Origin of the sequence: Prevotella sp. E13-27 (assembly GCF_023217965.1) — a bacterium.
Lineage (GTDB): Bacteria > Bacteroidota > Bacteroidia > Bacteroidales > Bacteroidaceae > Prevotella.
The window spans coordinates 693,960-714,274 of the sequence record NZ_JALPSC010000001.1 but is presented as its reverse complement, the minus strand read 5'-3'; the positions used below and the strand labels follow the sequence as shown (position 1 = coordinate 714,274).

The 20,315-nt window shown below is 46.3% G+C and carries 19 protein-coding genes; 9 read left to right on the top strand and 10 right to left on the bottom strand.

All coding sequences use genetic code 11. The features are described 5' to 3' along the window. Positions 1–103: 103 nt before the first annotated feature. On the top strand, positions 104–913 hold the full coding sequence (locus tag M1L52_RS02975) for a DUF5672 family protein (protein WP_248613323.1): 810 nt from the start codon (positions 104–106) through the stop codon (positions 911–913). 40 nt (positions 914–953) lie between these two features. Beyond that, positions 954–1,769: a DUF5672 family protein gene (locus M1L52_RS02970; protein WP_248613322.1), complete on the top strand. Its 816-nt coding sequence runs from the start codon at positions 954–956 to the stop codon at positions 1,767–1,769. Between the two features lie 7 nt (positions 1,770–1,776). On the opposite strand, the gene M1L52_RS02965 is transcribed toward M1L52_RS02970, so the two are convergent. Beyond that, positions 1,777–2,793: a glycosyltransferase gene (locus tag M1L52_RS02965; protein ID WP_248613321.1), complete on the bottom strand. Its 1,017-nt coding sequence runs from the start codon at positions 2,791–2,793 to the stop codon at positions 1,777–1,779. Between the two features lie 30 nt (positions 2,794–2,823). Beyond that, positions 2,824–3,627, bottom strand: coding sequence for a glycosyltransferase family 2 protein (locus tag M1L52_RS02960; RefSeq protein ID WP_248613320.1), 804 nt, complete (start codon positions 3,625–3,627; stop codon positions 2,824–2,826). 220 nt (positions 3,628–3,847) lie between these two features. Here M1L52_RS02960 and M1L52_RS02955 point away from each other — a divergent pair, with 220 nt between their 5' ends. The 3 genes from M1L52_RS02955 to rfbC all read left to right on the top strand — a co-directional run bounded on the left by M1L52_RS02955 (position 3,848) and on the right by rfbC (position 6,814). Continuing rightward, positions 3,848–4,978 (top strand): glycosyltransferase, encoded by a 1,131-nt coding sequence (locus M1L52_RS02955; RefSeq protein WP_248613319.1) that lies wholly within the window; start codon positions 3,848–3,850, stop codon positions 4,976–4,978. Between the two features lie 13 nt (positions 4,979–4,991). After that, positions 4,992–6,173 (top strand): glycosyltransferase family 2 protein, encoded by a 1,182-nt coding sequence (locus M1L52_RS02950; protein ID WP_248613318.1) that lies wholly within the window; start codon positions 4,992–4,994, stop codon positions 6,171–6,173. 80 nt (positions 6,174–6,253) lie between these two features. Further along, positions 6,254–6,814, top strand: a complete 561-nt coding sequence (gene rfbC / locus M1L52_RS02945; protein ID WP_248613317.1) for a dTDP-4-dehydrorhamnose 3,5-epimerase — start codon at positions 6,254–6,256, stop codon at positions 6,812–6,814. 78 nt (positions 6,815–6,892) lie between these two features. On the opposite strand, the gene dprA is transcribed toward rfbC, so the two are convergent. From dprA to ruvB, 3 genes are all read right to left on the bottom strand, one after another. Further along, positions 6,893–8,020 carry a DNA-processing protein DprA gene (dprA, locus tag M1L52_RS02940; RefSeq protein ID WP_248613316.1) on the bottom strand — a complete coding sequence of 376 codons (1,128 nt, stop codon included), beginning with the start codon at positions 8,018–8,020 and terminating at the stop codon, positions 6,893–6,895. A gap of 43 nt (positions 8,021–8,063) precedes the next feature. After that, a complete protein-coding gene (locus M1L52_RS02935; RefSeq protein WP_248613315.1) occupies positions 8,064–8,468 on the bottom strand; it encodes an acyl-CoA thioesterase in 405 nt (134 codons plus the stop codon). A gap of 70 nt (positions 8,469–8,538) precedes the next feature. Further along, a complete protein-coding gene (ruvB, locus tag M1L52_RS02930) occupies positions 8,539–9,585 on the bottom strand; it encodes a Holliday junction branch migration DNA helicase RuvB (protein WP_248613314.1) in 1,047 nt (348 codons plus the stop codon). Positions 9,586–9,742: 157 nt separating this feature from the next. On the opposite strand from ruvB, the gene M1L52_RS02925 reads away from it, so the two are divergent. The 3 genes from M1L52_RS02925 to M1L52_RS02915 are packed head-to-tail and all read left to right on the top strand — an operon-like array spanning position 9,743 to position 13,971. Then, positions 9,743–10,387 (top strand): AAA family ATPase, encoded by a 645-nt coding sequence (locus M1L52_RS02925; RefSeq protein WP_248613313.1) that lies wholly within the window; start codon positions 9,743–9,745, stop codon positions 10,385–10,387. A gap of 4 nt (positions 10,388–10,391) precedes the next feature. Further along, on the top strand, positions 10,392–12,389 hold the full coding sequence (locus M1L52_RS02920) for a DNA topoisomerase IV subunit B (RefSeq protein WP_248613312.1): 1,998 nt from the start codon (positions 10,392–10,394) through the stop codon (positions 12,387–12,389). Positions 12,390–12,405: 16 nt separating this feature from the next. Then, positions 12,406–13,971 carry a S41 family peptidase gene (locus M1L52_RS02915; RefSeq protein ID WP_248613311.1) on the top strand — a complete coding sequence of 522 codons (1,566 nt, stop codon included), beginning with the start codon at positions 12,406–12,408 and terminating at the stop codon, positions 13,969–13,971. A gap of 16 nt (positions 13,972–13,987) precedes the next feature. Here M1L52_RS02915 and dusB read toward each other — a convergent pair whose 3' ends face one another. Beyond that, positions 13,988–14,944 carry a tRNA dihydrouridine synthase DusB gene (gene dusB / locus M1L52_RS02910; protein ID WP_248613310.1) on the bottom strand — a complete coding sequence of 319 codons (957 nt, stop codon included), beginning with the start codon at positions 14,942–14,944 and terminating at the stop codon, positions 13,988–13,990. Positions 14,945–14,971: 27 nt separating this feature from the next. Further along, entirely contained in the window at positions 14,972–15,817 is an 846-nt protein-coding gene (locus tag M1L52_RS02905) for a bifunctional hydroxymethylpyrimidine kinase/phosphomethylpyrimidine kinase (RefSeq protein WP_248613309.1), read from the bottom strand. A gap of 72 nt (positions 15,818–15,889) precedes the next feature. On the opposite strand from M1L52_RS02905, the gene M1L52_RS02900 reads away from it, so the two are divergent. Next, the gene (locus M1L52_RS02900; RefSeq protein WP_248613308.1) at positions 15,890–17,149 is read left to right on the top strand and encodes a M16 family metallopeptidase; all 1,260 of its coding nucleotides are present in this window, start codon (positions 15,890–15,892) and stop codon (positions 17,147–17,149) included. 15 nt (positions 17,150–17,164) lie between these two features. Here M1L52_RS02900 and M1L52_RS02895 read toward each other — a convergent pair whose 3' ends face one another. Genes M1L52_RS02895 through lepB form a run of 3 tightly spaced genes read right to left on the bottom strand, consistent with a single transcriptional unit; the run spans position 17,165 to position 20,280 of the window. Next, positions 17,165–19,081, bottom strand: coding sequence for an alpha/beta hydrolase-fold protein (locus M1L52_RS02895; RefSeq protein WP_248613307.1), 1,917 nt, complete (start codon positions 19,079–19,081; stop codon positions 17,165–17,167). 21 nt (positions 19,082–19,102) lie between these two features. After that, a complete protein-coding gene (locus tag M1L52_RS02890) occupies positions 19,103–19,711 on the bottom strand; it encodes a WbqC family protein (protein WP_248613306.1) in 609 nt (202 codons plus the stop codon). A 2-nt stretch (positions 19,712–19,713) separates the two neighbouring features. Then, positions 19,714–20,280, bottom strand: a complete 567-nt coding sequence (gene lepB, locus M1L52_RS02885; protein WP_248613305.1) for a signal peptidase I — start codon at positions 20,278–20,280, stop codon at positions 19,714–19,716. Between the last annotated feature and the right edge of the window lie 35 nt (positions 20,281–20,315).

Sequence of the window (20,315 nt, the reverse complement as noted above, 5' to 3'; positions counted from 1 at the left end):
TGCAAAAGTACAAAAAATAAACATAAAACACTACTTTATCATGGGAAAACTTTCATTTTTCATGTTAAAGAAGTAACTTTGCAAGCAGTTAGATAGCATAATCATGCGTATAGTCATCGTAATACCTGTATATAAACCCATTCTGTCTGCCGATGAAGAGCATTCTCTTCGTCAGTGTATCAGCGTGTTGGGCAATTATCAGGTGACATTGGTTTGCCCCGATGGACTTAATGTCTCGGAGTACTCTAAGGTAGCGGGGCGTGAATTGCGTTGCGAGACGTTTCAGCCACCTTTTTTTGAGAATATCGATGGATATAACAGGCTGATGATGAGTCGCATGTTTTATGAGCGGTTCAACGATTATGACTACATGCTAATCTACCAACTTGATGCGTGGGTGTTCAGTGACGAACTTACAGAATGGTGCCTTAAGGGATATGATTATGTTGGTGCACCATGGTTTGAACTGAATCATACGCACGAGGAAGGCTATGACCTTTGGCTTGTTGGAAATGGCGGACTGTCGTTGCGGCGTATTGAGAAGTTCCTCACAACATCATCACTCCCTTCTATGTCGAAAGTCAAGACCTGCCATCAGGTCTTTCGGCAGGAATATCACTCATTTTCAGACTTAGGCCATTGCCTGTTTCGCTGCATGGGACCTTGGGTGGGTACCAATAGCATTCGGCATATCAGGAAGCGCTATCAGGAAGATTTCTTCTTCTGTTATGGGTTGCGCGGTTCCAACTACGAGCTAAGCACTCCAAGTCCGCAGCAGGCAGCTCTTTTTGCATTTGAATGCTCACCGGAATATCTTTTCAATGAGGTGACCCATGGGCAGTTGCCTTTTGGTTGCCATGCCTGGCGCAAATACCAGTACGAAGAGTTCTGGAAACAGTACATTAAAATATAAATGTCCTTTGTAGTAGTTATTGAAATAATTGACAATAAAGATGAAAGCAGTTATTCTTATTCCTGTTTATAAGACGGAGCTTACCAACGATGAAAGATGTAGTTTGAAGCAATGTTTCAAAATCTTGGGGAATTATCCTATAATGTTAGTTTGTCCTATAGGGATGAATACTGCACAATATGACGAATGTGCGGGAAGAAACATTCCGACAGAAAGGTTTAAACCGTCTTTTTTTGATGGCATTGCTGGATATAACAAACTGATGAAGAGCCGTAAGTTTTATCAACGGTTTTCTGATTATGACTATATGCTCATTTATCAGTTGGATGCCTGGGTGTTCAGCGATGAACTTGAAGCATGGTGTAGAAAAGGTTATGACTATATTGGTGCTCCATGGTTTGAGAAACATAAAAGCCATGAAGAGGGTTATGGATTGTGGTGTGCAGGCAATGGGGGACTGTCTCTTCGTCGCATTGAGGCCTTCATACGTGTAACCAATCTTAACCTTCGCATGAAATCATGTAGGGAAATATTCCGTGATGAATATAAATCGATAGGCAGTTTGTTCCATTGCCTTTCGCGCTGTTGCAGTCCTGTCATTGGTACCAATACATTGGGCTATTATATGAACAAGGGCGAGGCCTCATGGATGTGGGAAGACGGTTTCTTCTGCTATGGTCTGGCACCGACACGCCATCGCTTGAATATTCCCTCTCCTGAAGAGGCAGCCTTTTTTTCCTTCGAGTGTTCGCCGAAATATCTGTTTGAAGAGGTGACACAACGACAGTTGCCTTTCGGCTGTCACGCATGGCGTAAATATCAGTATGAAGAGTTCTGGAAGGAGTATATTCCGTAAGTATTTGCTACCGTTTGATATATCTGTACCAGAAATATTTCATGATGAGCTTTCTCGTTTTTCGGGCATAAGGAGCATTTGCATATTCTTTTATTTTTTCTTTGACCACAGCCCGTGGAATGTTTTTGTCTTTAATGATTCGCAGCCTGAAGTCATAGGATGATTTGTCCATTAGTTCCATTTCTTCAGGTGTATAGTCTCTGCACTTTTCACCAGTTTTTTTTGCCCTGATGACTTTTCTCAGTTCAACGAGTTTAGCATCTTGTTCCAGCCGCTCGTCAAATGCTTTCTGTGCAGAAACGAGAGCTGCGTTGATGTCTTCTTTTGCAATGATGGCACCTTTCATCATGGGCAAGTCTTTTTCCCATTTCTTGAAAAAGATGGCGAGGCTGTCCTTGTAGCTTGAGGTAAATGTTCCATAAGACTTGTGTTCCAACAGTACGTCTTGGGTAAGGAATATGCCTCGGCCAGTCTTGTTCACTTGCATGCTGATGTCCGAATCGTATAAATGGAAGTCATGGAAGTTCTGGTCATCGAAGCGTATTTCTTTGAAGATGTCTTTTCTGAAGCACATCCAAACACCGTCAATGGCAGCAACCTGACAAATAGGTTCGTTTTTTGCCATAGGCGGATAATATGCAATAGAGTAGCAAGGTGACTCTTCTTCGGTGTATATGCCTTGAATCAGGTATACTTTATGGAATCCATAAAAGCGCCAATCCAGTTGGTCAAGAACAATATTTCCGCCAGCAACGCCCAGTGCTCCTACGAAATCCTGCGACAAATAGTTCTCAACGACTTTGCCCCAGTTCTTGCTATGAAATACGATATCTTCATGCATGAAACAGAGATACTCGCCTTTTGCTCGTTCTACACCGAGATTATATGCCTCAAAAATATTGTATTTACCTTGCGAGTTGTCAATATTCACAATTTCGAAAGGAATACCGATGGTGTCTTCAATGTTTTGGAGCAGGTCTTTTTCTAAAGCAGGAAACTTTGAGCAAATGATGAGTGATAGCATATAATAAAATTGTGATAGATGACGGTTTACCTATAGTTTCTCCAACAGGTGGGAAAGCCTGATGGCACAGTGTATGAGTTTTTTGTATATTTTCTTTTTCTTAATTAACCTGTCAGCCTCTTGTGCTAGGGGGTGAGGTGCCTGATAATGATCTATCAATTTCAAGGTTTCCTGAATAGCAGGCGACAATTCGCGCTGTTGCATCATTTTGAATTCCTCCTCGGTGTTTGCCGTACAGCTCATACCGCCCATCATGAAATAGCAGATTTGTATGGGCAGATGTTCAAATGTGCATTTCCTCAGTGTAAGTTCAATCCATTTGGCCCAATCTGCATATAGCCTATAGGATTCGTCGTAAGGAAATTTCTTTAGTACGCTGCCCTTTATGAACATAGCCTGATGACAAATGTTGTCCCTACTGATAAAATGCAAAGAGAACGTATCAGGCGACTTTATTTCCAGATGATGACCGTCTTCGTAGATTCGGGTCCAGTCACCATATAAGACATCTGCCTCGTGATGGTTCTTAAAAACATTATCGAGAACGGCTGCGTCATGGAACGTGTCGCCAGAATTCATAAAAATCAGATAGTTGCCACTTGCTTTTGCAATGCCTTTATTCATTGCATTATACACACCACTGTCCGGCTCACTACACCAATAGGATATGTCGTCCTGATGCTGTTCCAAAAATGATTTATCGCCTTTTGTGCTTGCACCATCAATGACAATCCACTCCCAGCCATTATAGGATTGGGAAATGATGCTATTGTAGGTTGCTTTCAGCCCATTTAAATTATTGCGATTGATTGTAATAATTGAAACGTCTTTCATTTTTCTCTCAAAGAAGATGTCCTTGCAAATTAAGGGAGCAAAGTTAAAAAAAAATATTTTATCGCCATCGGAAAAGCACAAATACAGAGTTGTTTTTAAAAAATATTAATATTCAGTCTCTGTCACTCTGGTATATGGCTAATTAGGATAGAAAAAGAAACTATTATTTGGCTTTTATGTCGTTTTTTCGTACTTTTGCAAAAAATTATCACATACGCCGATGGCAACGTTTGCATTCTATATATTGGAATTTCCTGCCGGTGGTACAGGTACAGCCGTATCGCACACCGCAAATGAACTGATAGCTGCAGGACATCAGGTAATCATCTATACGGCGCGTCACTGCACTGACCAGTATCCTAAAGGCTACGAACGGCTGTTCCAGGTTGTCATAGTTCCTACCATGGATCCGGACACTGACGAAAACCTTGATTTTCTTTGCCAGCATATCAGAGAAAACCATGTTGCAGCCTTGGTTGTGGTTGCCATGCATTTCTATCGCATAAAGGTAATCAAACAGAACACGTCATGTAAAATAGTATATGCACTACACGGCTGTCCTTTCTACGAAGCAAAAGATTTCTCTTTGAATTGGAAACATTGGTATGATAGGTGGCTACACAATGGCATGAAGGAGACGCTTCCCATTTATCGCAACACAATTGATGCAGCCGACAGATATGTTGTGTTGTGCGAAGACTATGCCAAGATGCTTGTCAGAAAGATGCGGCTTTCCAAGGCCAATGCACAAAAACTGAGAGTAGTTCCAAACGGAATTGAGACAACAGCTGTCCCCTCCTTGAACAAAGAGAAAATTATTATATTCGTGGGTCGGCTATCGTTAGCGGATAAACGCCCCATGCGAATGGCTGAGATTTGGCGACTCATTTATCAGCGTCTGCCAGACTGGCGTTTTGTCATTGTCGGTGACGGTCCTGAGAAGGAAAATCTCGAACAGTATATATGTCAGCACCATATTGAAAGAATGGTTTTTGCCGGGTTTACCAACGATACCGTCAGTTTCTACCAAAAAGCATCTATTATATGCCTGACATCCCAATACGAAGGCTGGCCGCTATGTTTAGCCGAAGGACAGGCTTATGGAGTCGTTCCTATCGCTTTTGATTGTACGGCAGGAATACGTGATATTATTTCGCCCTCAAAGGAAAATGGCGTATTAGTCCCTTCCTATAATTGTAAGGCTTTTGCTGATAAGTTGTATCGCATGGCGACAGACGCGAAATGGTTGGCCCGAATGAGGGAAAATGTAGTGAAAAAGGCAAAAAGCTATACCATGTCACGTAATAGTGAGGGTTATCGGAAAGTATTAGAAGAACTTATTTCTGACTAAAGAACATACTATTATGAAAATTTCAGTTATCATCCCAATATATAATGTCAGTCAATACCTGAAGGAGGCGCTTGATTCAATTGTTGAGCAGACTTATCATGATATTGAAATCATCTGTATCAATGACGGTTCAACAGACAACAGTCTGCAAATCATAGAGGAATACGGGAAAAAAGATGCTCGCATCATCATCGTCAGCCAAGAGAACCAAGGTTTGTATGCCACACGCCAGAAAGGAATCAAGATGGCTACAGGTGACTATGTTGTATTCATGGACGGTGATGACTGGTTTGAAAAGAGTGCTTGTGAGAAAATTGTGGCATTGGCAGAAAAAACTCATGCGGATATTATCCAATACGGGCTTGTGACAGAAGCCACAGACCAGGATTCACCCGTTGTTAAATGGTTCAACAGCTGGTTTAATGTCAGCATTGACAGCATTGACGGGGCTGATGACATGCTGATGCACTGCTATGAGAAGAAGGAGATTCCATGGAACATTGCAACCAAGGCCATTAAGACAGAGGTTGCCCAAAAGGCCGTCCTCCATCAGGATACGTTGCGCATCAATCACTTGGAAGATTTTTTAGCATGCTTCTATCTGTTCTTCTTCTCAAATAGCTGGGTTCGATTAGACAGTAGGCTATATCATTATAGGTATGGAACGGGAATGTCTACGAAGGAAGAAGTAACCTTAGACCAATACAGGGGAAGTCTCAATTACTTCCAAGGATTAAAAATGCTACAAACATTCGTGAGCTCCCGCCAAGTGTCGCCCATTATTCAGAATTTAGCACAAAACATCATTCCCCAATATATGATGGAAGATGCTTTGCATTTTGCCATTCAGCGCCTCGATCCCACAGAAGACAGCCGGATTTGGGTCGATGCTTTAGCCCAAGCTGCCGGAAACGCCAACACGTTACATGCATTGGCATCAAAGGTTGTTTGCTATCATTCTGAAAACGCCGAATTAATCAGAAGCAAAGAAGAATTGGTCAGAAGCAAAAATGAATTAGAGAGTCGATGTAATACGGATTCAGCCAGATGTAAGAATGAGATCGATAGCTTAAATCAGCAACTGTTGCATGCCCAGAAGAAAAGGAAGAAGTATCAAAAGCTGTTTAAGTTCATGTCTTTGATATCTGTTGTTTTACTTATTGCGTTATTCATACTGATTTTTCTGTTTAAATGACTGTTTGTGTGGGAATAATTTTGAAAAACTTGTTAAGTTGACTTTTTCTTTGTAATTTTGCCGCCAGAAACAATAGAAATATGGAAGTAATAAAGACAAAAATCGATGGAGTGTATATCATCGAACCGCGTATTTTTGAAGATGCAAGAGGATATTTCTTCGAGTCGTTCTCACAGCGTGAGTTTGATGAGAAGATAGGTCATGTGGAGTTCGTACAGGACAATGAGAGTAAGTCGAGCTATGGCGTGATGAGAGGCCTGCATTTTCAGCGTCCGCCATTCACACAGAGTAAGCTCGTGAGATGTGTGAAAGGTGCTGTGCTCGATGTTGCCGTTGATATACGCAAAGGTAGTCCCACCTATGGTGAGCATGTTGCTGTAGAGCTGACCGAAGATAATCATCGACAGTTCTTCATCCCTAAGGGTTTTGCCCATGGCTTCGCCGTCCTTAGCGATATAGCTGTGTTCCAGTATAAGTGTGATGAGTTCTATCATCCTGAGGCTGACGGAGGAATAAGCATCCTTGATGATTCTCTCGGCATTGACTGGCGCATACCTGTTGAGAAAGCTATTCTTTCAGAAAAAGACACTAAGCATGCCCTCCTGAAAGATTTCGATAGTCCTTTTGACTATAGATTCTGACTTTAGACTTAGACTATAGACTACAGACTATAGACTATAGGCCTTGGACTTTAGACTACAGACTTTAGACGAAAGACTTTAGGATAGGAGGTGATAGCTGCCGCCTGCAAGAGGGCGAACAATGCCTTTCATCTCCATTTGGAAAAGCGTCGCTGACAGTTGACCGATGGGTATGTTTGTCTTTACAGACAGAATGTTCAATTGAACGTCGCCAATATCTTTGAGGACATTTACTATAGACAGCTCTTCTTCAGACAGGTCTGGGAAGAGCTGTCTTTCTATACCTTTCGCTTGTGCCTGTTGCAACTGCATGTCATTCTGCCATCCCATTGACTCTATAAGGTCGGCAGCCGATGTTATTAGTTCGGCACCATTGTTGCGTATAAGTTTGTTGCATCCTTCGCTGTGTTGTGCGCCTACAGCACCAGGAAATGCAAACACTGCGCGGTTGTAGTCCTGTGCTATGCTGCATGTTATAAGTCCACCGCCATGGGCAGCACTCTCCACAAGAATTGTGGCGTCTGACATGCCTGCTACTATGCGGTTTCGTCTTACGAAGTTTATCTTGTCAACACGTGTGTGCGACATATATTCGGTAAGGAGCCCACCGTGCTGTATCATTTCTTTTGCTGTGTCTCGGTGTTTTGGCGGATATAGGTCGTCAAGACCATGCGCAAGCACGCCGACTGTGTCGAATCCATTGGCAAGCGACTCACGATGAGCGCATACGTCAATGCCGTAGGCAAGTCCACTTATCACTAACGGCATCACTCCCATCTGTCGCAGGTCGCTAATGAGATGTCGTATGATGTCATGGCCATAGCTCGTTGAGCGGCGTGTGCCAATGATGCTTATCGTGTGGACGGGATTAAGGTCGGTTGAGCCAAGGAAATAAAGCACAAGAGGAGCGTCGGGACAATTGACAAGGCGCTGAGGGTAGTCATTGTCATTGATAGTAAGCACTTTTATGTGGTGGCGTTCTGTGAAAGCCATCTCTTCCTCTGCTTTCCGCAAGGCTTCGCTCCATTCTTTAAGGTTGTTCGCCAATTTTGGGGAGAAGTCGGGTAAGGCATCACAGATGTTGTTACGGTGTTCATAAACGGCCTGTGCGCTACCTAAGGCGTGCACCAACTGTGGGGCCATCTGCAGGTTAAGACCTGCGAGGTGGGTCAGTGCAATGGAGTATAGGTGTTCTGTGAAATTCATAGTAGTAAGGTGCTTGCTGTCATCACTAAACAAAAGATGTTCACTATTTTATGAACCTTTCAAAAGCTTTGTCGTATTCCTCACTGTTGCCGAGGCGACCATTTATAAGACATACCAGCTCTACCTTTCCTTTGAAACAAAGCTGCTCGTCACTTGCGCGGTAAAGGTCCTGATGGAAAACGTATCTGATGCCTTCTTTTGTGAGGTTGAGACGTGAATAGAACTCGTCGTCGGGACGCAGAGGAACCTTGTATTGCAGCTGCATGCGTGCCACAACGGCATCCACGCCTTTGTCGTGCATCTCGGCGAAGCTCAGTCCGCATTCTTTCAGGAAGAGGTGGCGAGTGTGCTCCAGATAGTGAACGTACTGAGCATTGTTGACTATTCCTTCGATGTCGCACTCATAGTCGCGCACCTCCATCTTTGTTTCGAAAATATAGTTCTGCATTTATTTTGTTACAATATAGAATTGCTTGTTTAAAAACGGTTTAAGGCAAGTATTACAGAGTCGTACCGTATTAATTATCGAAGAGGTTCGGCTCCATGATGTTTCCGCTATAAGGATTTCTGCCGAAATGCTTGTATGCCAGCTCTGTTGCCATGCGTCCACGTGATGTGCGTTTTATGAAACCTTCCATGATGAGGAACGGCTCATAGACCTCTTCCACTGTACCGGCATCTTCGCCAATAGCAGTGGCAATAGTGGAGATGCCCACAGGACCGCCGCGGAACTTGTCGATGATGGTGAGCAGAATCTTGTTGTCTATCTCGTCGAGACCGAACTTGTCGATATTCAGGGCTGTCAGCGCAATCCTTGTAATCTTAACATCTATGCCGCCAGTGCCTTTCACCTGAGCAAAGTCTCGCACACGGCGCAGCAGTGCGTTGGCAATACGTGGCGTGCCACGTGAACGTCCGGCAATCTCGAGCGCAGCGTCTTCGGTGATGGGCACGCCAAGAAGACCTGCGGAACGCTCCACAATCTTTGCCAGCGTCTTTGGATCGTAGTACTCCAAGTGCATGTTTATGCCGAAGCGTGCACGTAGCGGTGCGGTAAGCAGTCCGCTTCGTGTGGTGGCACCAACGAGTGTGAACGGATTGAGGTCTATCTGTATGGAACGGGCCGATGGACCTTTGTCTATCATTATGTCTATGCGGTAGTCTTCCATGGCAGAATAGAGATATTCCTCTACCACGGGCGACAGACGGTGTATCTCGTCAATGAAGAGAACGTCGCGCGGCTCAAGCGAGGTGAGTATTCCTGCGAGGTCGCCAGGTTTGTCAAGCACGGGGCCGCTGGTAATCTTAAATCCCACGCCAAGCTCATTGGCAATGATGTTTGAAAGAGTGGTCTTTCCCAGTCCTGGAGGACCGTGGAGCAGGGTGTGGTCAAGCGGTTCGCCGCGATATTTGGCTGCCTCAACAAACACCTCGAGATTCTCTACCACCTTCTGCTGACCACTGAAGTCGCTGAAGTTTAGTGGGCGCAGGGCATTCTCGAAGTCTTTCTCGTTGCTGCCTTGGTGGGCATAGCGCTCTTCCCTTATGTCGAAGTTATCGTCCATTATAACAAACGGGTATTATTTTGAAAAACTGACTGCAAAGATAGTTTTTTTTCTTTAACCAACCAAACTTTCACTTAAAAGCGGCCGTTTTTGTGAGGAAAATCACTATCTTTGCAGCAGAATAACAAAAACAATCATAACTCAAGCATATACGGACATGAATGTAAACGAGAAATTCATCATCAGTATTAACCGCGAATTGGGAAGTGGTGGACGCAGTGTCGGTGAGCAGTTGGCTGCCAGACTGGGCGTACCGTTCTATAGCAAGGCTGTCATTCAAGGCCTGCAGAAAAAGTATAATCTGACGGCGGAAGAGATAGAGCGTCGTAAAGGTCAGGATCATAGTTGGTGGGCTGAACTGAAGCGCACAATGGCGCTGGGCCTTGCCATGGCACAACAGCAGTACAAGTACCAGATGGTGAACGACGATGCCGATAGCCTTACCACAGACTATATGTTCAAGACCGAGGTGGAGATTCTGCAGGGTATTGCCGAAAGTGAGTCGTGTGTGGTGGCAGGCCGTAGCAGCTTCTATGTGTTCCGTGATCATCCGAACCATTTGAATATCCTCATTCAGGCACCGATGGAACAGCGCATTGCCCGTCTTATGGAGAAGAAAGGCATTGGTCGCGAGGAAGCACAGAAGCTTATTGATGATGTGGACCGTATGCGCGAGAGTTATGTCCGTAAATACACAGGTACGTCGCGCTACGACACACGCAACTATGACCTGGTCATCTCTATGGCTGATCATACCATCGAGGATGCAGTAGAACTTATCATGAAATATATTGAACGCTAAGAATATGTCAGAAGAGATTATCACCAACAACGAGAACCTGCAACAGCAGACAGTAGAATATACCGATGACAATATCCGTCACCTCTCCGACATGGAGCACGTGCGTACACGTCCAGGCATGTATATCGGACGTCTGGGTGACGGTTCGCTTCCAGAAGACGGTATCTATGTTCTGCTTAAAGAAGTGATAGACAACTCTATTGACGAGTTCAAGATGCATGCTGGTGACCGTTTGGAGATTTCTGTCGATGAGCAGTTACGTGTCAGTGTGCGCGACTATGGACGTGGTATCCCGCAAGGAAAACTTATCGAAGCAGTATCTGTGTTGAATACTGGTGGTAAGTATGACTCGAAGGCGTTCAAGAAATCTGTAGGTCTTAATGGCGTGGGTGTGAAAGCCGTAAACGCTCTTAGCTCGCACTTCGAGGTGGCATCGTATCGCGACGGTAAAGTGCGACGCGCTACATTTGAACGTGGCATCTTGCTGACAGACAAAACAGAAGATACGCAGGACGAGAACGGAACATATATCTATTTTGAGCCTGATAGCACTCTTTTCTTGCATTATCATTTCCACGATGACATAGTGGAGAACATGCTCCGTAACTATACTTACCTTAATACAGGTCTTGCAATAATGTACAATGGCCGACGCATTTTGTCGCGCCATGGTCTCGAGGATTTGTTGAAAGACCGTATGAGCGCTGATGCTCTCTATCCGATAATCCACTTGAAAGGCGAAGACATTGAGATAGCGTTCACCCATGCCAACCAATATGGTGAGGAGTATTATTCATTTGTGAATGGTCAGCATACCACACAGGGCGGTACTCATCAGAGTGCTTTCAAGGAGCATATAGCAAAGACGATAAAGGAGTTCTTCCAGAAGAATTTTGAGTATGGCGACATCCGTACAGGCATCGTAGCAGCTATAGCACTCAATGTGGAAGAGCCGATGTTTGAGAGCCAGACGAAGATTAAGCTCGGCTCACTCACCATGGCACCAGTGCCGACACAAGTTGATGCCAATCATCCGGCACCGCCAAGCATCAATAAGTATGTTGGTGATTTCATAAAGCAGGAGGTGGACAACTACCTGCACAAGAATCCTGATGTGGCAGAGGTTATGATGCAGAAGATTCAGGAGAGTGAGAAGGAACGCAAGGCCATGGCAGGTGTGACGAAACTTGCCCGTGAGCGTGCTAAGAAAGCCAATCTGCATAACCGCAAACTGCGTGACTGTCGTATTCACTACAGCGACGTGAAAGATAACCGTAAAGAAGAGTCGTCGATATTTATTACCGAGGGTGACTCTGCAAGCGGATCTATAACAAAGAGTCGCGACGTGAATACACAGGCTGTGTTCTCTTTGCGCGGAAAACCACTCAACTCTTTTGGACTTACGAAGAAGGTGGTATATGAAAATGAGGAGTTCAACCTCCTACAGGCGGCACTCGACATTGAAGAGGGACTTGACACGTTGCGCTACAACAAGGTGATAGTAGCTACCGATGCCGATGTCGATGGAATGCATATACGACTGCTTATCATAACGTTCTTCCTGCAGTTCTTCCCTGAGCTTATCCGCAAAGGACATGTCTATGTGTTGCAGACACCATTGTTCCGAGTGCGTAACCGTCGTACGAAGATAAAGAACAAGGATGTCATTGCCGATGCCGACTCAAAGGCACGCGATGGTAAGAAGTCTGACTTCATAACACGCTATTGCTACAATGAGGAGGAACGCCTGGCGGCTATCAGCGACTTAGGACCAGACCCAGAGATAACCCGATTCAAAGGTCTTGGTGAGATTTCTCCTGAAGAGTTTGCCGGTTTCATCGGTGAGGATATGCGACTGGAGCAGGTCACACTGCACAAGACCGACCAGGTTCAGAAGCTTCTGGAATACTATATGGGAAAGAATACCATGGAACGCCAGAATTTCATTATCGATAACCTCGTTATAGAGGAAGACAGACCTGAGGAAGATGTTTATGAATAATTAGGAATATCGGATTATGAGAAATTATATACTGTCAGCGGTATTCTTGTTGCTTCTGGCGACAACCCTTGTTAATGCGCAGAAACGTAATGATGACAACTTGCGCAAGCTGAATTATGCCGAGATGGCCATTAGGAGCCTCTATGTAGATAGTGTTGACGAAACAAAACTTGTAGAGGACGCCATCCGTGGCATGCTTGAGAAACTGGACCCTCACAGTGCCTATAGCACTCCTAAGGAGACAAAGGCGATGAACGAACCGCTCCAGGGTTCGTTTGAGGGTATCGGTGTGCAGTTCAACATGATGGAGGACACCCTTGTCGTTATACAGACCATCACCAAAGGTCCTTCAGAGAAGGTCGGAATACTTGCTGGCGACCGTATCGTGGGGGTCAATGATACTGCAATAGCTGGCGTGAAGATGTCGCGTGAAGAGATTATGCGTCGTCTGCGTGGTAAGAAGGGTACCATTGCTCATCTTAAAGTTGTGCGCCAGGGAATAAAGGACACACTGTTCTTCAATGTTGTTCGTGACAAGATACCTGTTAAGTCCATTGATGCAGTCTATTTGGTGCGCCCTCAGGTGGGACTCATCCGCATAGGCAATTTCGGCGCTACGACATATCAGGAGTTCGTTGATGCCATGACGGAACTGAAGTCAAAGGGTATGAAGGACCTTATACTGGATCTTCAGGGCAATGGCGGTGGCTATCTCCAGGCTGCAGCTGACATTGCATCGGAATTTCTGCATCGTGGAGACCTTATTGTATATACGCGCGGGCGCATGGTGGACCGCCGTGACTATAATGCCACATCTACTGGTATGTTTACTGAGGGACGTGTGGTAGTCTTGGTAGATGAATATACGGCTTCTGCGGCTGAGATTGTCACAGGTGCTATTCAGGATCAAGACCGAGGCCTAGTCGTCGGTCGTCGCACTTTCGGCAAGGGACTCGTGCAGCGTCCTCTTGACCTTCCTGACGGTTCGATGATTCGTCTTACTATAGCTCATTACTACACGCCGTCGGGCCGATGCATACAGAAACCCTATGAGAAAGGTAATAAGAAGGACTATGCCATGGATGTGGCAAACCGCTTGAAGCATGGAGAGCTTACTAACAAGGACTCCATACATTTCTCAGACTCTCTGCGTTATTATACTCTGAAGAAACATCGTACGGTATATGGTGGCGGTGGTATCATGCCCGACCATTTCATACCTCTCGACACAACTCGCTATACAAAGTTCCATCGTGAGTTGGCAGCAAAGAGTGTCCTTATCAATCAGAACTTGCGCTATATGGACAAAAACCGCAAGAGTCTGTTAAAGCAGTACAAGGACTTCGCGCTGTTCAAGAGAGATTTCGAGATACCGCAGTCATATATTGATACTGTCTTGAAAGAGGGTGAGAAGCAGAATATCAAGCCGAAGGATGCTGAAGAGCTCGCAAAGACTCTTCCTGAGCTAAAGCTACAGATGAAGGCGCTTATTGCCCGTGATCTTTGGGACATGACTGAATACTACAGCATCGTTAATGATGAAAGTGAGTTGGTGAAGAAGGCGCTCGAACTTCTGGAATAGTATATACGTAGTAAATTCAGTCTCTCAACAGACTACGCGTGTCTTCTAATATTGCGGTGAGCTCAGCTACTGTGGTGGCTCGGAGCATGGCAATGCGTGTCTGGCGGAAGTTGGGAATGCCCTTGAAGATTGGTGTGGCAGCCAGATGACGGCGGGTATGTAGGATGCCTCGCTGCTCATCAATCATCTCAACGTTTATGCGGAGCTGTTCAAGAAGAACGTCAAGCTTTTGGTCGAATGTCAGCTCTTCCTTACTGAATAGCCAAGGGCAGCCGAAGGTGGCACGGCCAATCATCACTGCGTCAACGCCATAGCGGTCGAAAGCTGCATCAGCCTCTTCGCGTGAGTGTATGTCGCCATTGCCTATAATAGGAATATGTATGCGCGGGTTACGCTTTACCTCACCTATCAGCGTCCAGTCTGCATTTCCAGTGTACATCTGTGAACGTGTGCGGCCGTGAATTGTCAGGGCTTGTATGCCACAGTCTTGCAATTGCTCAGCCAGGGTTGTGATGATGAGTTGGTCGTGATTCCATCCAAGACGAGTCTTCACGGTGACAGGAACCTTCACTGCATCTACCACACGACGTGTAATCTCAAGCATCTTTGGAAGGTTCTCTTTCTGTAGCATACCAGCTCCAGCACCTTTGCCTGCTACTTTTTTTACCGGACAGCCGAAGTTCAGGTCAATGACATTGGGACAAGCCTGCTCCACAATCTGTGCTGCCTCTACCATGGCATCAATATCACGCCCATAGATCTGAATGCCTACAGGACGCTCGTCGTCGCTAATCTGCAGCTTACGCACTGTCGTCTTTACGTCGCGCACCAGAGCCTCTGCCGATACGAATTCTGTATATACCATGGAAGCACCAAAACGCTTGCAGAGCCTACGGAAGCCAATGTCTGTGACATCTTCCATAGGTGCAAGGAAAAGTGGACGCTCGCCAAAATCAATGTCGCCTATTTTCATTTGATATGTGGAGTAGGGGTATGGGGTTTATAACAAGTCAAGACATTGCTCAATGGGGATGCCACGACACTTGTCAGGAAGGTCACGGTTGCGGTCTATGAGCTGACTAACCACTCTCATGGCTGTCTGTGTGCTCTCACGCAGGGGCTCTCCTTTCATGAGATGACCAATGAGCACTGCAGAGAAAATGTCGCCAGTGCCATGGAAGAGAACAGGTATCTCCTCGTAGTCAATACGAAAATACTGACCATCGTCAAGATGCTGAGTGAAGCCAGCCAACGGCTCATTGCTCCTGCGTCCTACAACGCAGTTGTGTCCATCTACACGCGCACTGGTGATGATTGCCGACTTGGCACCAAGGGCTACAAGGCGGTCAAGCATGTCACATGCCTCCTGCCAAGTCATGCCTTCTTCGCGGTATGGTATGTCGGTGAGATAGCAGGCTTCAGTGTAATTAGGAAAGGTGAGGTCGGCAACGCTAAGCATCTCACGCATTAGCTGTACCTGATGTTCGGTCATGCCGTTGTATAGTCGGCCTGCATCACCCATGATAGGGTCAACGAAGATTGTTGTACCCTGCTGATGCTGTTCGGTACAGTAAGATGCTACCAGACGCGCCTGGTCCTCACTGAACATCAGTCCTGTGCAGATTGCATCGAAATGAAAGCCCAGCTGTTTCCATACTGGGATGGTGCCGCGCATGTACTCAGTCGTTTCCAAAACATTGAAACGGCCATAGTCAAGGGTGTTTGATACGAGAGCCGTGGGCAGGTTGTAGGTGGGATGACCAAGGTAGGTCAGAATGGGCAGCATGGCAACCATTCCTACATGGCTGTAGCCCACGACATCGTTTATGAGCAGTATCTGTTTCATATTCTGCGTGCAAAGTTACGAATTAATTCTTAATTAGTCCTCAATTCTTAATTTATTTGTACCTTTGCAGCCATGAACTACAATATACATACCTGCCGTAATGGCTTACGACTCATACATCTCCCCTCATCAGCAAACGTTATCTTCTGCGGTTTTGCCGTCAAGGCCGGCGCACGTCATGAGCAAAAAGGCGAGGAGGGACTGGCTCATTTCTGTGAGCACATGGCATTCAAAGGCACTCAGCGGCGTACTGCCGTTCAGATAATCAATGCCATCGAGGGCGTGGGCGGTGAGCTTAATGCCTTCACCAATAAAGAAGACACCGTCTATTATGCTGCCATAACACGTGACCATTTCCGTCAGGCTGTCGATGTGCTCACTGACATAGTGTTCTTCAGCCAGTATCCTCAACATGAGGTGGAGAAAGAGCGTGAAGTGGTGTGCGACGAGATAGAGAGCTATGAGGACACGCCGTCAGAGCTTATCTTCGATGAATTCGACAATATTCTCTTCGATGGTCATTCCTTAGGCCATAATATCTTAGGTAGTTCGGAGCGCGTGCGCCAGTATACAGGCGATGATGCACGTCGTTTCACAAGGCGATATTATCGTCCAGATAACTGTATCTTCTTCTCCAGTGGAGATATAGATTTCAAGAGGCTGGTGTCATGGATGGAAGATGTTAATGTTGAGAACGCTAATACCCAGCCAGTAGGACAACAGACTGCTGATGGCTCCATTGAGTCAGCTAAGGATCAAAAATTATTATTGAGCACCATCTCTCCTTCCCCCATCATTCGCCAGCGTAACACTCATCAGGCACATGTTATGATTGGTACGCGAGCCTTCGCCGCTACCGACCATCGTCGTTGGGCACTTTTCCTGCTGAATAACATGCTTGGCGGACCTGGCATGAACTCGCGCTTGAACCTGTCGTTACGCGAGCGCAACGGACTTGTATATACCGTAGAGAGTAATACTGCGAATTACAGCGATACAGGTTTGTGGTCAGTCTATTTTGGTTGTGACCCACATGACGTGAAACGTTGCTGCCAGCTGGTAAGACGCGAGCTTGATAAGCTCATAAACAGTCAGCTTAGCCAAAGTCAACTGAAAAAAGCAAAGCAGCAATTGCATGGACAGCTTGCCATCGCCGCAGACAACCGTGAGCAGTTTGCCCTTGACTTTGCAAGGAACTTCCTGCATCATGGCACAGAGCGCAATCTTGAAGAGATTCTTAAACATGTAGATGCTATTACAGCAGAAGAGCTGCAACAAGTCGCGTCACAGCTCTTCAGTCCGTCTCAGATGATTACTCTTGTCTATCAGTAGTAATTGTCTTTTTCTCTATCTGCGGTTTTTCTTGCTCTCGTCAAGTAGAAGCTTGAAAAGTGCGCGGCGACGCTGAGACCATGTGGGATAGTCGTCAGCTTTCAGCGTCTTAATACCAAAGCCTGGCATCTGAGGTCCTTGTTTCATGAAGTCGAGGCTGCTTGTGGTTATTATGCATGGTACAGCGTTTCCATCGGCTTGCAGTCGGTCGGCAATGGCATCAGCACCACCAATCTTGAACCAACTCTCCATGGTGTCGTCTTTGCCAGGAACCAGCTGTATGAATAGTGGTCGTATCATAGGCATTGTTGGAGCATTCTGTCCGAATAGTAGCGCGGGTGAGATGTACCAGGCCTCTTGGCGGTCTATGTCGTAGCTTACGTGTCCGTGGGGAATATCGCCTTGTGATGCAAAGTTGAACGGAGAACGGGGATTGTCTGCAATACTGAACTTGAAACCGCGGTCGGGTGACAGGTACATGTTGCTTGGGTCTGCCACTGGAGTGCCGTCAACAACAAAGCAATATCTGAATGTTTCGAAGAAAAGCTCCGTTACGGTGGTGCTCCACACGCCGTCGCTATCGCGTTGCATGGCTACCTCATCAGGTAATGCCTCGCATGCCAAATTTACTTGCTTCGCCTCGGGAGCCTTGAAACGGAATGTTATGCCCTTCTCGTCATATTCTGGTGAGATGATGGGCTTTGGGAATAGGCGTGCCATGACGCCTGGTGTGAACTGCTTCTCGTTTCCGGTAGCTACAGGAGCAGGCTTTGCGTCGTTCATGGCCATTTCGGCTGCTTTCTTGTTGAAGAGCAGTGGTAATGTTTTCGCAAGAAAATATTTCGCGTTCATCCATGTGTGTCCGTACTTGTCAGAAGTGAACTCCTTCACGCTGCGTATGCCTTTCTTATCGAGGAACTCAAGGTAGTCGCGGGCATTACCATAGAGGAAATCGTCGGTTCCCACACCGAGCCAGAAGAGATGGATCTTCTTGTTTGTGTCACTCGCGTTGTCATACACATCGGGTATGTCAGTAGAGGTGAACGAACTATATGAGCAGAGATATGAGAACTTGTCGAGGTTTGTGAGTCCGTTGAACAAAGCCTGGTTACCTCCTCTCGAGAAACCGCCAATGGCACGGTGGTCACGATCGGCCTTCGTGCGATAGCCTTTCTCTATGAACGGAATGAGGTCGTTTATTAGATCTTGGCTGAATATGTCACCACCGAAGCGCATTGCCTTTGCTAATGCTTCTGATCGTTCCTTTGTGCTCTCGCCTGGGACTGTCGATGGGGCATACTGAAACTTTAGCTTTGCAGGATTGCCGTAAGGCAGCACAACAATCATCTCTTTTGCTTTGTTCGCGGCAATGAGATTATCGAGTATATAGTTCACGCGTCCCACCTTGTAATAAACCTCTTCAGTGTCGGTAGTACCGCTGATGAGGTAGAACACAGGGTAGCGCTTCTGGTGGTCTGTCATATATGATGGTGGTAGATAGACCACGGCATTGTTCGTGGCACCGAGGCTCTTAGAGTAATAATGTACGTATTCTATCCTGCCATGTGCCACGTCTCTGCGTATGTCGTGGGGCAGTGCGCTGTCACCGGGAATCTCCAGCAGGCTGTTCTTAAAGCCTTCATTGGGGAAGTACTGGTCGTTCTCCGGATCCATAATGCTAACACCATCTACGATGTAGCAATAAGGGTACATGTCAGGGGCTACTGGTCCGAGAGTTACTGTCCAAACTCCGTTTGCGTCGCGTGTCATTGCATTCCGTCCTGCAAACTGCACGTCAACCATTACATTCTTTGCTGCATCATTCCTGTATTGGAAAGTCACAGTCTTGTCGCTGTTTATACGAGGTTGTGCCTCAGCAGCGATTGCACAAGCTGAAAGCGCTGTGCCCAATAATAGTGTTCGTATCATCATGGTCTTCATAATATTTATGGTTTATAGATAAAAAATTCCTTCTGGTCCCATGTTGCACAGCAGGTCGAGTATGCTCATGTTTGGCAGGAAACCGTGTTTGTGCTCATATACCTGATAGTAGCGCTGTGGCGAGAAATCGGGGTCGGGTAGTGGACGCTTCGGCCGTATGACCTCTCGGTAGTCGTCACAGTCTGTCAAGTCATTGCCTTTCTGGTAGCGTGGTGTCAGCATCACCTTTGGCTTTATGTCAAGCAGAATGCACATCTGCTTGCGTATTGCCTCGTTGAAATCGCGCAAAAACTCCCATTTTTCTGTAAAGAAAGGACGCAGGTCATCCTCGTAATACTGGAAGAACGGCGAGTCGCCATATGCTGAGCATAGTGCCTGCCAGTGCTGGTGCCGCCAGTTGCCGTGGTCGCTTATGCGTATTGTCTCTGTGTCTCCTGCATGTTCTATTGTCACCGGCACCGTCAGCGCCTGCACACCGTTGGTGGTGGCAATTAGACAGCGGTTGCGGTAGGTCTGCTTCTGATAGCTGTCGTTGTTCTCAATAAACACTTCATCGTAGCGGTACAGCTTCTGATACCACTGTACTGGTCCGAAGAATGTTGTGGAAAGTAGTGCTCTCATATCTATTTTGAACGGAACCATCGGTCTTTCCTGTAGCCGCTCCATACAGGCTTCTTCGGGTCGTGGGAATAGACGGTCATCATGGCGCGACCAATGATAAACGGCTCTTTGATGAATCCCAGATAGCGTGAGTCAATGGGGCTCGTCTCGCTCAGTGCTTTTATCCAGTAGTAGTCAGCATCATCGCAGTTGGCAATGCTTGGTACTAAGATTGTGCGCCCGCCATAGCGGATGGTGTCTCCTGGCAACGCACAGATGCGTCCAAGGAGTATTCGGGTATGGGTGCTGTCCGACGGGTCGTTATATGCAACGATATCGCAACGCTTTACAGGCTGCCGGCATATGCGGCCATAGCTGAAAAGAACCGTTTGCAGTTTCCCATTGGCTGTGTGGCAGCCAGTCCTCAGTCCATAGCTCCATCTGTTGACTAGCACTCTGTCGCCGGCTTTGAACTCTGGTTCAAGTCCCTCACCATTCACTACGAATATGGTGAGAGCCATGGCACGAAAGCCTATCATTGCTATGATGGCTATCGCAAATGCCAACAGGAACTTAAACCAGCCTTTCATCTCTCTATTTTCTAACCTCTAACCTCTAACCTCTC

What these genes read in the sequence shown, in the direction of transcription:
- M1L52_RS02975 (WP_248613323.1), top strand. Translation starts at nt 104, where the DNA reads ATGCGTATAGTCATCGTAATACCTGTATATAAACCCATTCTGTCTGCC.
- M1L52_RS02970 (WP_248613322.1), top strand. Translation starts at nt 954, where the DNA reads ATGAAAGCAGTTATTCTTATTCCTGTTTATAAGACGGAGCTTACCAAC.
- M1L52_RS02965 (WP_248613321.1), bottom strand. Translation starts at nt 2,793, where the DNA reads ATGCTATCACTCATCATTTGCTCAAAGTTTCCTGCTTTAGAAAAAGAC.
- M1L52_RS02960 (WP_248613320.1), bottom strand. Translation starts at nt 3,627, where the DNA reads ATGAAAGACGTTTCAATTATTACAATCAATCGCAATAATTTAAATGGG.
- M1L52_RS02955 (WP_248613319.1), top strand. Translation starts at nt 3,848, where the DNA reads ATGGCAACGTTTGCATTCTATATATTGGAATTTCCTGCCGGTGGTACA.
- M1L52_RS02950 (WP_248613318.1), top strand. Translation starts at nt 4,992, where the DNA reads ATGAAAATTTCAGTTATCATCCCAATATATAATGTCAGTCAATACCTG.
- rfbC (WP_248613317.1), top strand. Translation starts at nt 6,254, where the DNA reads ATGGAAGTAATAAAGACAAAAATCGATGGAGTGTATATCATCGAACCG.
- dprA (WP_248613316.1), bottom strand. Translation starts at nt 8,020, where the DNA reads ATGAATTTCACAGAACACCTATACTCCATTGCACTGACCCACCTCGCA.
- M1L52_RS02935 (WP_248613315.1), bottom strand. Translation starts at nt 8,468, where the DNA reads ATGCAGAACTATATTTTCGAAACAAAGATGGAGGTGCGCGACTATGAG.
- ruvB (WP_248613314.1), bottom strand. Translation starts at nt 9,585, where the DNA reads ATGGACGATAACTTCGACATAAGGGAAGAGCGCTATGCCCACCAAGGC.
- M1L52_RS02925 (WP_248613313.1), top strand. Translation starts at nt 9,743, where the DNA reads ATGAATGTAAACGAGAAATTCATCATCAGTATTAACCGCGAATTGGGA.
- M1L52_RS02920 (WP_248613312.1), top strand. Translation starts at nt 10,392, where the DNA reads ATGTCAGAAGAGATTATCACCAACAACGAGAACCTGCAACAGCAGACA.
- M1L52_RS02915 (WP_248613311.1), top strand. Translation starts at nt 12,406, where the DNA reads ATGAGAAATTATATACTGTCAGCGGTATTCTTGTTGCTTCTGGCGACA.
- dusB (WP_248613310.1), bottom strand. Translation starts at nt 14,944, where the DNA reads ATGAAAATAGGCGACATTGATTTTGGCGAGCGTCCACTTTTCCTTGCA.
- M1L52_RS02905 (WP_248613309.1), bottom strand. Translation starts at nt 15,817, where the DNA reads ATGAAACAGATACTGCTCATAAACGATGTCGTGGGCTACAGCCATGTA.
- M1L52_RS02900 (WP_248613308.1), top strand. Translation starts at nt 15,890, where the DNA reads ATGAACTACAATATACATACCTGCCGTAATGGCTTACGACTCATACAT.
- M1L52_RS02895 (WP_248613307.1), bottom strand. Translation starts at nt 19,081, where the DNA reads ATGATGATACGAACACTATTATTGGGCACAGCGCTTTCAGCTTGTGCA.
- M1L52_RS02890 (WP_248613306.1), bottom strand. Translation starts at nt 19,711, where the DNA reads ATGAGAGCACTACTTTCCACAACATTCTTCGGACCAGTACAGTGGTAT.
- lepB (WP_248613305.1), bottom strand. Translation starts at nt 20,280, where the DNA reads ATGAAAGGCTGGTTTAAGTTCCTGTTGGCATTTGCGATAGCCATCATA.